The 13479-nt window shown below is 47.8% G+C and carries 12 protein-coding genes; 7 read left to right on the forward strand and 5 right to left on the reverse strand.

Features of this window, described 5'->3' with window-relative positions:
• The first annotated feature begins 65 nt into the window (after positions 1-65).
• A complete protein-coding gene (locus tag Q4Q57_RS19655; protein ID WP_311891795.1) occupies positions 66-956 on the forward strand; it encodes a hypothetical protein in 891 nt (296 codons plus the stop codon).
• A gap of 266 nt (positions 957-1222) precedes the next feature.
• Positions 1223-2614: a hypothetical protein gene (locus Q4Q57_RS19660; RefSeq protein WP_311891796.1), complete on the forward strand. Its 1392-nt coding sequence runs from the start codon at positions 1223-1225 to the stop codon at positions 2612-2614.
• A gap of 69 nt (positions 2615-2683) precedes the next feature.
• Here Q4Q57_RS19660 and Q4Q57_RS19665 read toward each other — a convergent pair whose 3' ends face one another.
• Positions 2684-3595: a bile acid:sodium symporter family protein gene (locus tag Q4Q57_RS19665; RefSeq protein ID WP_311891797.1), complete on the reverse strand. Its 912-nt coding sequence runs from the start codon at positions 3593-3595 to the stop codon at positions 2684-2686.
• A 378-nt stretch (positions 3596-3973) separates the two neighbouring features.
• Between Q4Q57_RS19665 and Q4Q57_RS19670 the strand changes: the two genes are divergently transcribed.
• Together Q4Q57_RS19670 and Q4Q57_RS19675 are read left to right on the forward strand one after the other, a co-directional pair.
• The gene (locus Q4Q57_RS19670; protein WP_261273622.1) at positions 3974-5311 is read left to right on the forward strand and encodes a coproporphyrinogen III oxidase family protein; all 1338 of its coding nucleotides are present in this window, start codon (positions 3974-3976) and stop codon (positions 5309-5311) included.
• 145 nt (positions 5312-5456) lie between these two features.
• Positions 5457-5705, forward strand: a complete 249-nt coding sequence (locus tag Q4Q57_RS19675; RefSeq protein WP_071940368.1) for a hypothetical protein — start codon at positions 5457-5459, stop codon at positions 5703-5705.
• 84 nt (positions 5706-5789) lie between these two features.
• Here the strand turns inward: Q4Q57_RS19675 and Q4Q57_RS19680 are convergent, their stop codons facing one another.
• A complete protein-coding gene (locus Q4Q57_RS19680; protein ID WP_311891798.1) occupies positions 5790-7790 on the reverse strand; it encodes a ligand-gated channel protein in 2001 nt (666 codons plus the stop codon).
• Positions 7791-7914: 124 nt separating this feature from the next.
• Here Q4Q57_RS19680 and Q4Q57_RS19685 point away from each other — a divergent pair, with 124 nt between their 5' ends.
• Together Q4Q57_RS19685 and Q4Q57_RS19690 are read left to right on the forward strand one after the other, a co-directional pair.
• Positions 7915-8928, forward strand: coding sequence for a LysR family transcriptional regulator (locus Q4Q57_RS19685; RefSeq protein WP_311891799.1), 1014 nt, complete (start codon positions 7915-7917; stop codon positions 8926-8928).
• A gap of 78 nt (positions 8929-9006) precedes the next feature.
• The gene (locus Q4Q57_RS19690) at positions 9007-9888 is read left to right on the forward strand and encodes a patatin family protein (protein WP_311891800.1); all 882 of its coding nucleotides are present in this window, start codon (positions 9007-9009) and stop codon (positions 9886-9888) included.
• Here the strand turns inward: Q4Q57_RS19690 and Q4Q57_RS19695 are convergent.
• The 3 genes from Q4Q57_RS19695 to Q4Q57_RS19705 all read right to left on the reverse strand — a co-directional run bounded on the left by Q4Q57_RS19695 (position 9872) and on the right by Q4Q57_RS19705 (position 12599).
• A complete protein-coding gene (locus Q4Q57_RS19695; protein ID WP_006084548.1) occupies positions 9872-10813 on the reverse strand; it encodes a LysR family transcriptional regulator in 942 nt (313 codons plus the stop codon). The genes Q4Q57_RS19690 and Q4Q57_RS19695 overlap by 17 nt on opposite strands.
• Before the next feature lie 28 nt (positions 10814-10841).
• On the reverse strand, positions 10842-11699 hold the full coding sequence (locus Q4Q57_RS19700; RefSeq protein WP_259513187.1) for a DMT family transporter: 858 nt from the start codon (positions 11697-11699) through the stop codon (positions 10842-10844).
• Between the two features lie 126 nt (positions 11700-11825).
• The gene (locus Q4Q57_RS19705) at positions 11826-12599 is read right to left on the reverse strand and encodes a transporter substrate-binding domain-containing protein (protein WP_311891801.1); all 774 of its coding nucleotides are present in this window, start codon (positions 12597-12599) and stop codon (positions 11826-11828) included.
• Between the two features lie 160 nt (positions 12600-12759).
• Between Q4Q57_RS19705 and trmL the strand changes: the two genes are divergently transcribed.
• Positions 12760-13224, forward strand: a complete 465-nt coding sequence (gene trmL / locus Q4Q57_RS19710; protein WP_113940306.1) for a tRNA (uridine(34)/cytosine(34)/5-carboxymethylaminomethyluridine(34)-2'-O)-methyltransferase TrmL — start codon at positions 12760-12762, stop codon at positions 13222-13224.
• Positions 13225-13479 lie beyond the last annotated feature (255 nt).

A 13479-nucleotide genomic window follows, 5' to 3' on the forward strand; every position in this document is an offset into this window, starting at 1 on the left:
AATAGAAGTCGTTATAACGAAAGCGTAAACCACCTTGCATCAGCACATCACTTAAGGATTAATCGATGAAAACTGCTTCACAGGCGATGATGTCATTCACGTTAGCCTCAAGTGCCCTGCTCGCTTCATGTGCAGCACAGGCCAATCCTGTCGAAACATCAAGGGAATATAAGCTGCTGCTCGACCCAAGCCACTTTAATTATGCTACTCAAAGCACAACCGCCAATAGCTATCTAACTGATACTAAACAAGCCATTAGCAACGCAATTAGTCGCAATGTCACAGGCTCTTGGGCATTAACCAAAGCGCGTCAAGTAGCCTTCTATGACACCCCAACCAGTTGTCAGCTAAAGCAATTAGGTTATATCTTTCGTAACCGAACGAGCGATGGCAAAAGTGAAGTAACCCTTAAATTTCGCAGCCCTGATCGATTTATTGCTAACTTTGAAGATCTCAGCTCGACCGATAATCAAGCCGACACTAAACTCGAAGCCGACATTAGTCCAGATATCAATAATGGCATCCGCATCGTGTATAGCCATTCAACCACCACGCCAAACACTCGCACCTTAAATGATATGGCCGATGTAAATAGTCACTTTTCAGGCTTTGCCGACGCTTACGGTTTAAGTAACAATCTCACACTCGCCAAAGTCGGTGGCCTTACGATTAAAGAATATGTGTTTGAAGGCAGTGAAATCGATTTAGGTAGCATAGACGCCTCACTCGAACTCACACTGTGGTACACCAGCTCCCCAACTGCCTCGCAGCAACCCGTGATTGCCGAAGTGTCCTTTAAATATAAAGATCCCAATGGCAATTACACCGCCAAAGTCGTGCAAAGAGCCAAGCTGGCTTTCGGCGCTATGGCGCAACTGAGTGCATGGAACTCAACGAGTTCACTTACTAAAACTGCTTTTATCTATGCGGCAGCACCCAATTTTTGCAGTCAATAGCGACACAAATCAGCGTCGTTAAAATTGAGGCATAAAGCCGCAAAACGGCTATTTGGGCAGGTAAACTAGGTAACAAGGAATGTAGGTAAACCCTTCAAACTGGCAATGCCACACATTAGTCACGGCAGTGCTATCGCTGCAATTCATCCGCCAGTCATAACACAGTGGCAAACAGCAAGACTTGCTTGTAGCATAACAAGCCACTATGTTAGCCAACTTCAATAGCACTACCGCTTGCAAGTACCCAGCTTAACTACAAGGATGTTATGAAGATATTCACGATTGCGACTCTCCTATTACTGTTGACCCTAAGCTTTGCAGCAACGGCAGAAAAATCCACGCTGGAACAGTTATTTGAGCAACAACAATACGACGTTTTCTTACAACAAGCGCAGCAGCAAGCCGCAGAAAATAATGCTGAGGCGTTATTCTTACTGGGTAAAGCCTACCATCTCGGCCGCGGCGTCACGCAAGACAATGCCACCGCTAGCCAATACTATGAACAGGCCAGAGCCTTAGGTTCGGCCCGTGCCAGCCATAACCTAGGCAGTATGGCGCTGGATAATGATCGAAAAATGCTGGCCATCCCCTTGTTAGAAGAAGCGCTGGCGCGGGGTCTTAAACTACCGACCTTATATAACCTAGGGCGAGCACACAGTCCGGCAGATCCCATTTCAAGGTTCTATCTCACGAAAGCAATCGCAGCGGCGCAGCAAGCAGGGAGTTATTTTGGGCAAGCCTTTGAACTTCAACCAGATAACCTTTACTTGGATAGTGCCTCACGCGAGTATCTGCGCGCTTACTTAATAGCGATGCAAAGTGTCGGCAGCGAAAGAGAAAGTCTCGACCTCCCGCAATTACGCCAGCAAGCCATAAAGTGGCTAGAATTGGGTATGGCAGCAGATGACGGTACGGCGTGGACAAACTACGGCGCCCTACTGTTGAACGAAAATGACTACAGCGGTGCGAAAGCCGCATTTTTACAAGGTGCTAAGCGTCAAGTTGCCATCGCTAATTATCATTTAGGCAGTATGGAAGAGCGCGGTTTGGGCGCAGAAACCGATAAAGTGCAAGCACTGGCATACTACGAGAAAGCGGCGTTAGCGGGCATGGAACAAGCGAAGGCTCCCGCTTATGAACTGCTTAAGTCACAACTGGAATATGAAGACGATCTCACTAAATTGGAACAAGGCATTGCCCGCTTTAATGCATTAAAACAGCAAGATCTGTATGTTCCCATCTCACTGGACTCAGTTATAAATCGGCTGGCGTGGGGCACGTTTCTGGCACAGCAGCGGCAACAGATTATTTCGCTGCCAACAGCGGCCAAAACCCAATTAAGCTTGCAAGCCTGTGGTTTAGGCTACAACCAATTGCATGGCAGCACATACAATATTGGAGAAAACTCACACTGGCGTATGGCGGCGTATCTAACCTTAGCCGACAAAATCGCTTTACCACTTGAAGGCAGAGTCGACGAACATGGCTGTGCCAGCTTAACGATTGCCATGACAGATCAGCTGTATCGCTTGTTACAACAAGGTGCCGTATTCGGATTGCGCTTTCCCAACTACACCCTGCCACTGGCATTAAGCCAGCAAGAAAATATCTTGCAGCTGACACTCATGCCCGTCGAGACCCCATTACCGGTTAATTAGTCACAGCACTTTAAGCCTGTGGCCGCGCTTGCTAGGCCACAGGCATTGTCTATTTTCGCCAGCAACATCTTAATCTTGCGATTCCCTCGCCCAATATCCCGCCAACATGGCGCCAGATAGGTTATGCCATATCGAGAATATCGCGCTGGGGATGGCAGAAATCGGGCTAAAAAACTTGACACACAAAGCCGTAGCGAGGCCAGAGTTTTGTAGGCCGACTTCGATGGAAATAGTTTTGCAGACGGTATGGTTAAAGCCTAATAAACGGCAGCAAAAGTAGCCTAAAGCGAGGCCAAAACCATTATGTAAGAACACTGCCAGCAAAATAATGGGGCCAACTTTATCAAACTGATTGGCATTTAACGCCACGATAATGGTAATCGCCATCACGATTGCCAAGATTGAAATCAACGGCAATGCGGGAGCGACTTTGGCTACCAGCGATTTAAAGAAATGATTGATGATCACCCCTGCGCTAACGGGGAACAGCACTATTTTCACTAAGCTCAGTAGCATATCGGCGAAGGGGATATCGATCATTTCGCCAATCAACAGCTTAATAATCAGTGGTGTAAATACTACGCCCGCTAAGGTCGACAGTGCCGTCATAGTTATCGATAAAGCCACGTCGCCTTTTGCCAAATAACAGACCACGTTTGAGGCGGTGCCGCCTGCTACGCTGCCCACCAACACCATGCCTATGGTGAGTTCCCTATCTAATCCTAATAACTGGCTGATCAATAATCCGCTGAGCGGCATGACCGAAAATTGCAGTATCAGCCCAGTCAGCACGGCGCGTTTTTGTTTGAATGCATTAGCAAAATCCTGCAGATCTAAGGTGAGTCCCATAGAGAGCATGATGATCACTAACAGCGGCACTATGGCGGATTTAAGCTCAGTAAACCAACTCGGCATTAAATAAGCGGTCACCGCGCCTATAAGTGCTAACAGCGGGAAGAAGCGGTTTACGTTTACCAACATAGCTAGCCCTTTAGATCAGGAGATTATTTTATCGCTCGGATGATGACAGCCGTGCCTCGGATAGACAAGCGCCAATCCACCAGCAATAAAAACCTGGAATGGTGTTTTTTATTCTCCACATTTCGACTGACACCTTAAGTTAACTCCCCAAATTCACAGTAGATTCCGCCCCAAAGCGCAGGATAAAAATGCATTCTCGATCGCTAAAACATGATCTGCTTAACAAAAAGCCCGTGATTTCCTTGTTAGGAAACCGTAACTTATAACCAGTTCACGTTTTAACAATTACATACGATGTAGTCTTATTGCGCTAGGTGGTCGTGAATTACCTAAAGCAATTTCGGTGTTTACGGTTAGCACTCACAGATAGGAATCGTTATGTCTTCAGTTATCCAAACGCTCAGCGGCGCTATCGCAACGCCTTATCAAGCGAATATTACCGTCCCTAACTGGATGCTCGGCTCGATGGAACGAGTCATGCAGTACTACGTCGATAAGAATCTTCGCCTCGATACCCTTTCCGCAGAAATGATGCCAGCGCCCGTAGAAGGCAAAAAGTATATGCTGTACGCGCATATCCCCTTCTGCCATACCCTGTGTTCTTACTGCACCTTCCACCGTTTTATGTTCAAGGAAGACAAGGCACGCGCCTATTTCATCTCATTGCGTAAAGAGATGGAAATGGTTAAAGCCCTCGGCTATGACTTTGAATCTATGTACATTGGCGGCGGCACCACCACAGTATTAGAAGATGAATTAGCCCGTACTATCGAACACGCGAAAACCCTGTTCCCGAGCATTAAAGAAGTCTCCTGCGAGTCCGATCCGCAGCATTTAGATAGCCCAGGCTTTAAGCAACTCAAAGGCCTAGTGGATCGCATGTCCATCGGCGTGCAGAGCTTTAATGACGATATTTTAAAAATGACCGACCGACTCGATAAGTTCGGTACGGGTCAACAAACCTTCGACAAGATCATGGGCGCCAAAGAGCTGTTCCCGATAATCAACGTCGATCTGATTTTTGGTTTCCGCGGCCAAACCGATGAAGTGATCCAACACGATCTCGACATGGCATCGCGTTTGGATCCAAGACAAATTACCACTTATCCGCTGATGATCACCCACCAGACTCGCAAGAGCGTGAAAGGCAAGTTAGCGGCGCCGCAGGCGGATATGGCTAACCAATATCGCCAGATCTTAAACAGCCTGAATGGCCAATATAATCAATTATCTGCATGGGCATTTGGTAAAACCGATGACGAAGGATTTGACGAATACGTTATCGACTACGACGAATATTTAGGGGTAGGTTCGGGCTCATTTAGCTTCTTAAATGACACGCTTTATGTGAACACTTTCTCGCTGCGCAAGTACCAAGAACGCATTGCAGCCGGCCACATGGGCGTCGAGCAGCAAAAGAACTACAGCAAAAAAGATGTGATGCAATATCGCTTTTTGCTGGGCATGTTCTCCGGCCGTTTATCGCGTAAATATTTCCGCGATACCTTTGGCGTCAACCTAGATACCGCCTTGTTTAAAGAAATGACCTCGATGAAACTGATTGGCGCGATTAAAAATGATCCAACCGATCCCGACAAGCTGATCGTCACCGATAACGGCAAGATGATGGGTCTATTGATGATGAAAGAGTTTTACGCCGGTATGGATAACGTACGCGCCCAATTGCGTAAACCGCTCAAACCCTGTGATATGTAACACTTATTGATGATTGTTGATTCATAAAGACTAAACAGGCCCTTCGAGGGCCTTTTTGTTAACTTGGTTTAAAGGTAGTCTTGCCTTATACCAATCGTATTAATGCTAGCTTGAGCGCGATCCCCGTCATAAAGGAGTATGGGTTATGGGTTTTAATGAACAAGAAAAACATGCCTTATTGGCACTCAAAGGCGTTGGCCCCATTGTGATTAAACGCTTCGAAGAAATTGGTATCAGTTCACTACAACAACTGGCACAACACGAAGTGGATGATATCGCAAACTTAGTCGCCAGCATGCTGCGCACCACGTGCTGGAAAAACAGTCCGCAAGCGCGAAACGCCATAGGCGCGGCCATCGAACTCGCCCGCGCCCACCCGCTAGCAAACAAATAGTCATTCCTATTGATGAATACAACTAACAAAAAGCCAGAGTCAATGCTCTGGCTTTCGTTTAAATGTTAGCAATAAGGTATCGGCTTAAAAACTGTAGGTCATACCTAACCAGTAACGGCGACCATCTTCAAGATAACCGTATTCCTCTTGGGTAATGTCCTTATCGAAGGCGTTGTAAATACCCGCGCTAAATTTCAGGCTATCGTTCAACTGATAGTTAGCGCCCAAATCTAGCAGAGTGTAAGAAGGGGCGATTAAACTGCTCGATGACGGTCCCGTCGTCGGTTGGCTCTCTTCGCCACGGTAGTTGACTCTCAACCAAGTGCTTAAGTTATCAATAGGCTCGTAGTTGAACGACGCTTGGATCAAATGCTTAGGCAATTGATTCAATGGGCTACCTTTGTAAGCTCCCGTCTTTTGCTCTGAATCCGTGTAAGTGTAGTTACCCGTAAAGCTCAGGTTTGAGCGAATCCGATAGTCGATACTCAGCTCAATCCCTTGAGTCACAGCATCGTCGATATTCACGTAAGTGGTTGGGTCAGAACCAAATTGATTGGGGCCATCGCTACATTGAGTCGCAGGACAGGCCACACGGGTGATCTTATCTTTAAACTCGTTATAGAACACGCCCGCACTGGCGGTAATGCTCTCGGTCAGATCCGAATACACACCTAACTCATAGTTCACTGAGGTTTCGGGCTGTAAATCTGGATTACCGTACATGTTGCCGCCACGGCTCACTTGTCCCCAATCGGGCACTGTCTGGCGCAAACTCGGCGCCCTAAAGCCCGTCGACACGCCGCCCTTTAAGGTGGTGCTGTCGGTTAATCCCCACACGCCGTAAACACGCGGGCTGACATGGTGACCAAAGTTTTCATCGTCATCCAAACGCAGCCCCATGGTCAGGGCAAAGTTATCGACTATGCGCCATTCATCCTCAGAAAATACCGACCATTGTTTGCGACTAATATCAGTTAAGTCACTTACTTGGTTACCTGTTTCGTCGGTTAAATCTTGATGGTTAAATGCCGCACCAAAAGTCGCCGTATGGCTTTGGCCTAAGGTGGTGATCAGGCTAGATTGCGCATCCGTGTTAGTGATCTTCATCTTGCGGGTTTTGTTATCAAATACTTCATGCTTGATATAAGAATCCGAGGTACCAAAGTCCCAGCGCCCTGTGTGTGACAGCGAAATAGTGCTGTTTTCGTATTCTGTCGTTGAAGATTGAGGACAACCGCGACGACCACAAGCTTCGCCCGGCGCTAGCGGTGTAACGGTTTTACCTAAACTACTGTCGAGTTCTTGGTTAGAAGTGCCAACTTCGAGCATGATGTCGTGGTTATCATTGGGGGTGAGCGCAAACCGCGCGGTCAGATTCGTCGCATCGCGGCCACGGTAACCGCCATAGATATTATCTTCTTCACGCTGAGTGTATTGACCGTAGAGTTGCATCCCCAGCAGATCTTTAATCAAACCACCGTTGACGAAAAAGTTGCCTTGATACACATTTCCCGAGGTCGACTTTTCCTGCAATGTCGTGTCGAGTCGCACTTCACCCTGCCACTCGTTCGGCACTTTACGGGTGATAATGTTGATCACGCCGCCAATGGCATCCGAACCATAAAGTGATGACATAGGTCCGCGAACGATTTCAATTCTATCGATGGCCGCCAATGGTGGCGTCCAAGCGCCTTCAACGCCTGGGCCGTCACTGTTGGTGCGTGTCTCGCGCGAGGATTGGCGTTTACCATCCACTAAAATTAACGTGTATTGGCTACCCATGCCCCGCAGACTGATATCCTGACGGTCTGCACCGCCCGTAATCACCACGCCGGGCACTTCTAACATGGCATCGGTTAAGTCGCGGTAGAAGCGGTTATCCAAATCCTCACGGGTGATCACGCTGATAGAAGCTGGCGCATCGCGAATTTGCTGTTCAAATCCCGATGCGGTTACCACGATTCTTTCCATCATCTTTTCTTTATCAGGCGCGGTATCCGCAAGGACATTTGTCGCAGATACTGCGGGCAACAAACATAAAGCGGTGATCACTTGAGCGAGGTACTTCTTACGACTTAACAACATAACCGACAAGTCTCCATTGGGTACAGATTGTAAATGAGAACAATTTTCAATACGGCAATGTATCCCTATGTTACAATCAGCTCAAGTTAGACTTTAGGTATTCACTTGTAAGAGTTACTTAAAAATGAATAAAAACATGATCAAAGGCATGATCGTTTTTGCGGCAATAGCTGAAAAGGGCTCAATGAGCGCCGCAGCGCAGCAATTAAATCTCAGCTCGTCGGCGGTGAGTCAACAAGTAACTAAGCTCGAAATGGACATGGGGATCAGTCTATTCCATCGCAATACTCGCAATCTTACCCTTACAGAGGCGGGCAGCTTGTTCTATGAGAATTGCTGCAAAGTCATTGCGATAGTCGAAAGCACTGAGCAGAAACTCAATAACTTGAAAGGGATTCCTTCGGGGGAATTAAAGATTGCCGCGCCCATAGGTTTTGGCGGCGGCTTGTTGAGCGAGCCCTTTAACTACCTATTGGCGGCGCATCCGCAGATAAGTTTGAATTTACTGCTGCAGGATGGCCCAATAGATATAGTCAACGAGGGGATTGATCTGGCGATTTGCATCGGGCCTTTATCCGATTCCAACTTAATTGCCCGCCACTTAGCCGATTGGCGCATGTTGCTGTGCGCCTCGCCCGATTATCTGCCAATGCACAAAACTATTCTGCATCCCGCTGAATTAGCTGTCTTTAATCGCATTAATCACCCCAGCGCTAACAGTGAAACCTTAACTCACAGCCGCAGCAAAGAATGCTTCGAACTGACAAGCCAGCGCATTACGGTCAACAATATGCAGGCATTAATCCAACTCACTCTCGATGGTCTCGGGTTTGCCGCTCTGCCCGAACCAGAAATTCGTAAATACCTCGAAAGCGGCCAGCTTGTGACCCTCTTACCCGAATGGTCACTCAATACTTACAGCGTTTACAGCGTCACTTCGGCGCGGGATAAGCAGCCCGCAAAAGTAAAAGAAGCGCTCAATACACTTAGCCAATACTTCAGTCAGGCGGATTTTACCCCTGCCGTTCAATCTAAACAGCCTGTTCAAAATGGTGGCACAAAGGATTGCGTGACCAATATTTTACCCATAAAGCCCAAGCAAGCGTCCCATCACACCAACGTCGATCACGCATCTTAAGTGTGCCTTTTGCGCATTCATTTCTGCGCTAAGCTGGGGTATTCTGCTGGGATAAACCAATAAAAAAGATGTAACTCGATGAAAGATGTGGCCTTAGTGTTGGAAGGTGGCGGCCTTCGAGCCATTTATACCGCAGGTGTGTTAGACGCGTTTTTGCAGCAGTCGCTCAACTTCAACTATGTGATTGGGGTGTCTGCGGGTGCCATTTATCCCGCGTCCTATGTGTCCCGTCAATTCGGTCGCAATCTTCAAATTCAGCAGCAATATCTCAACGATAAACGCTATATGGGCCTGCGCCATTGGTTGGCGACAGGCAACTATGTCAACACAGACTTTACCTATCGCCGCATGGCCTATGAGTTACTGCCATTTGATTTTGATACATTTTTAAATAGTCATACCGAATTTAAGGTCGGCGCCTTTAACTGCAATACAGGGAAAACCGATTACTTCGGTATGGCCGATTTTAATGACCACGATAAATTACTCGACGTGCTCATCGCCTCCTCTAGCCTGCCTTTTATGTCTAAACCCAGCGTGATTAACCAACATCATTACCTCGATGGCGGCATAGGCGAACCGATACCGTTAGCGCAATCACGCAAAGATGGTTACTCACGCCAAGTGGTGATCTTGACTCAAGATCAGCATTACCAAAAATCCGCGATGAAAATGAATTGGTTAGCCCGCAAAGCCTACAAACGCTACCCCGCGGTTGCCCATGCGTTAAGTGAGCGCCACCGAGTTTATAATCACGCATTAACCGAGTTAGACCAAGCAGTTGCATCTGATGATGCCTTTGTGATCCGCCCAGCGCAGCCACTTAATTTATCCAGGCTCGATCGCAATATCGATAAAGTGACCGCCGTCTATCAACAAGGGCTAGCGGATGGGAAAACAGTCTTACCCGCATTAACCGCTTGGTTAGCAGCGCCAAAAGAGCCTAAACCCGAGGCGTAATCGACGGCAGCACTTGACTGATAATCAACTCACGTAGCCATTTATGGCTCAAGTCGTGCTCGAAGTGTTTATGCCACATCAATAAATACGCGCCGGGGATCAGCTTGATAGGCGATGGTAAAGACTGAAGCTCGAAGGATTTCATCACAGCAAAGGCATAACGGGACGGCGCGCAAAGAATTAAATCGCTTTGTTCACACAGAGCAAGAGCGCTCTGAAAGTCGGTCATGTTCACGGCGATATCGCGCTGACGGCCCTCAAGTTGCAGCACATCATCCAGCAACCAATGCTCTATGCCACCAAAAGCCACTTGCAGATGGCGATAGCTCAAGAAGGTGTCTAAATTCCACTCTTGTGCTAACGCCGGATGATCGCGGCGCATCAAGCACACAGTATAATCCTGCACTAGCTCGACATGGCACAAGTCGTCGGGAATATGATTCACATGCATGGGCGAACGCTCGTCCCACTCGCGGCAACCTATGGCTAAGTCGATGTCGCAGCGCAGTAATCTGTCCATAGTATCGAGCCGCCAGGTTTGGCAATTGAGACTCACACCTGGCGCTTGGGCGAGCAGCGAGGGCATAAAATGCGGGAAGGTCAGCGAGTATGTGGTTTCAACCAAATGCATTCTAAACTGCCGCTGACTTAAGGCGGGCTCGAAGGTGTCGGGCCGGGTAAATTGCGCCAATTGCTGTAAGCATTGGCGCAACTCAGGCGCAAGCGACAAGGCCTTAGGCGTCGGTTTTAGGCCGTAGGCGGTGCGCTCAAACAGAGGATCATCAAACACTTCCCTCAGGCGTGTCAGTTGTTTACTCACCGCCGACTGGCTCAAATGCAAACGCGCCGCAGCGGCCGTCACACTTTGTTCCTCAAGCAGGATTTCAAGTACGGGTAGTAAATTCAGATCCAAACGTTTTAGCATCTATCCCTCATTTACCCCAAAATACTGACTAGGGCTGCACTTTTTTAAATGGGTTTAACCTTAAATTCTGTGGCAACTTCATTAACAGCAGCGACAGTAATATTACACCTATCCCCGCCCACTGACGCATATCTAATGTCTCACCCACAATCATAACCCCTAATGATACGGCAACCACGGGATTGACTAAAGCGACCATGCCCATGATTTCTGGCCCTAAATTTCGCATCGACCACAACCAAGCCCAATAAGCGATGGCGGTGTTGGCAATCACTAACCATATTAACGATGGCACCACAGTCAGGCTCGGTAACTGCGGCGGGCCCGCCATAAACCATGCCAGCGGAATTAACATCAAGCCGCCCAAAAACAGTTGCCATGCTGTAAGCACTAAAAAGTCACCCACATCCCACTTTTGCATCCAGCGAGAAGAGAAAGCAATTAAGGTCGTCGCACTTAGCATACACAAGACCCCAATAGGGTCGAGATCCGCCGACGGATTTAGCAGTAAAATCACCCCTCCTAATCCCATCAAACCTAATAGCAACCACTTCATCCCAGGGCGTTTTTTATCTATCACCCAAGCTAAGATTAAGAAAATTAACGGCAGCGTCGCCCCTAAGGTACCCGCCACAGCGCCCGGCAAACGATACGCACCGATAAACAGCAGCGCAAAGAAGGCGCCAATATTACAAAACGCCAGCAAGCTTAATTTAGACCAAGCCAGCGTTGGCAAACGTGGACGCAGCATCAACATCAGTATTCCCGCAGGCAGCGCGCGCCACACAGCCACCCAATAGGGCGACATATCATGTAAGTAGAGACTCACTAACGCATAGGTCGTCCCCCAAAATACAGGGGCGAGTAAGGCGATGACAAAAGGCATAATAACTCTTTAGAAAGTATCTTGATGTGGAGATATATTATTATCAGTCTTCACTCCTAGCAAGTGAAGTTTCAGAATATCTCGTTATCGGCGGGAATTAATCAGATTAACTATTTGATTTAAAAGCTAAGGTTGCCAGTCATTGTAGGACAGATGGATAGTTTGATAAATCTGGCTTAATTCTCCAGTCTGTCGCAGCAATTCAATTATGCGAGTCAAATATGCATCCACGGCATCCCCTTCGGGCCCCTTGGCAATCACAAACACATCTTCAAAATCGCCAAAGTCTTCACGGTGGATATTATGCAACTTCAACTGTTTCAGCATCATATCGGCCTCTTCCTGCGCCCAAACGAAGGCATCGATACGGCCATGGGAAAGTTTTAGCAAAGAACGTTTAATGGTTATCGAAGGTTCCGCAGGGATAGGCATGTAATCTGGAATCGCCTCCACGGTAAATACGCGCCCCGTTTGCTGTTGATCAAATAACATGGCCTTCGTTATCGGCTTATCCACATTGGTATAAAGCACGTGGGTGACTTGCCCAAATGAAACAGAGCTAAAACGGTAAGGTAAGGCATCTAACGCGGCATTGTTACGGATGGCGGGCAAACCAAAATCAGCACGACCGAGCGACACACCTAGCATAGCCCGTGAAAGCGGAAAAACCTTAATCTCAATTTCAACCTCAGGATCTGCCCTATCAATTGCTTTAACCAGTTCCACAAATGGCCCTGTGCCATCGGCATTAATTAATCCAGGGATCTCCCCTAAATAAGCCGTCATCTGCCGCTTGCCGCCAGCATTAGTGACAGCATCATCCGCGGCATAGGCTGGGGTGAAAATGCTCTGAAGGAAAAGCACAGAAAAAATACACAAGGTAATAAAGTGACTGAACATGAGTGGTCCCTCGGTGGCTTTCTCAAGCTTAGCAGACGACAACGATTGTGGCGTTCATTCCTCGCATCCAAATGAGAACGTGATAAAGCATCACTCTGTCACTGCGCTTAGCTGCCGTTTGCCGTATAATCAGCCGTCATTTTTCTATAGGCGGGCCAGTATGTTCCATATCGCACTCTATGAGCCAGAAATCGCACCTAACACAGGTAATATCATTCGCTTATGCGCCAACAACGGTTGTCAGCTGCATTTGATTGAGCCATTAGGTTTTGATCTAGAAGAGAAAAAGTTGCGCCGCGCTGGTTTAGATTATGCCGACTTGACCAATGTAACTCGCCACAAAGACTTCGATGCCTTCCTCGAAGCCATGGCAGGTAAGCGCATTATGGCCTGCACCACTAAAGGCAGTCGTCCGCATACTGAGCTGAGTTTTGCAAAAGATGATGTGCTGCTATTTGGCCCTGAAACCCGCGGCTTGCCGATGGCGATTATCGAATCTATCCCGACCGAGCAGCGATTACGTATTCCAATGGCGGCCACCAGCCGTAGTTTGAATCTGTCAAATGCTGTGGCGATTATCAGCTATGAAGCCTGGCGCCAGCTTGGGTTTGAAGGCGCAATTTAATACCTAGGAATACTGATTTGGATTAGGCTGAACTTAACCAATATTCCAATCACTAAGCCATCAACCCCGAAAGATTGCGTTAACTCAATTCAGCCCGAAAGCAAGACAGTTTAGTGACGCGCATGACGCGTTAATTGTCATTGCTTTCCCAATGACATACTGCCAACGGCCACTGTTGCAACAATGGTAATCTTAACGACCATTGAACTGTTCATCTGGCTAAAAGATATTGCCCAAAGCAAGTTAGCTTTATTA

Source organism: Shewanella sp. SP2S2-6, from assembly GCF_031931965.1.
Lineage (GTDB): Bacteria > Pseudomonadota > Gammaproteobacteria > Enterobacterales > Shewanellaceae > Shewanella > Shewanella baltica.

Bases quoted from the DNA above. Each gene is read 5' to 3' on its own strand.
- Q4Q57_RS19655 (WP_311891795.1), top strand. From the start codon at position 66: ATGAAAACTGCTTCACAGGCGATGATGTCATTCACGTTAGCCTCAAGT.
- Q4Q57_RS19660 (WP_311891796.1), top strand. From the start codon at position 1,223: ATGAAGATATTCACGATTGCGACTCTCCTATTACTGTTGACCCTAAGC.
- Q4Q57_RS19665 (WP_311891797.1), bottom strand. From the start codon at position 3,595: ATGTTGGTAAACGTAAACCGCTTCTTCCCGCTGTTAGCACTTATAGGC.
- Q4Q57_RS19670 (WP_261273622.1), top strand. From the start codon at position 3,974: ATGTCTTCAGTTATCCAAACGCTCAGCGGCGCTATCGCAACGCCTTAT.
- Q4Q57_RS19675 (WP_071940368.1), top strand. From the start codon at position 5,457: ATGGGTTTTAATGAACAAGAAAAACATGCCTTATTGGCACTCAAAGGC.
- Q4Q57_RS19680 (WP_311891798.1), bottom strand. From the start codon at position 7,790: ATGTTGTTAAGTCGTAAGAAGTACCTCGCTCAAGTGATCACCGCTTTA.
- Q4Q57_RS19685 (WP_311891799.1), top strand. From the start codon at position 7,915: ATGAATAAAAACATGATCAAAGGCATGATCGTTTTTGCGGCAATAGCT.
- Q4Q57_RS19690 (WP_311891800.1), top strand. From the start codon at position 9,007: ATGAAAGATGTGGCCTTAGTGTTGGAAGGTGGCGGCCTTCGAGCCATT.
- Q4Q57_RS19695 (WP_006084548.1), bottom strand. From the start codon at position 10,813: ATGCTAAAACGTTTGGATCTGAATTTACTACCCGTACTTGAAATCCTG.
- Q4Q57_RS19700 (WP_259513187.1), bottom strand. From the start codon at position 11,699: ATGCCTTTTGTCATCGCCTTACTCGCCCCTGTATTTTGGGGGACGACC.
- Q4Q57_RS19705 (WP_311891801.1), bottom strand. From the start codon at position 12,599: ATGTTCAGTCACTTTATTACCTTGTGTATTTTTTCTGTGCTTTTCCTT.
- trmL (WP_113940306.1), top strand. From the start codon at position 12,760: ATGTTCCATATCGCACTCTATGAGCCAGAAATCGCACCTAACACAGGT.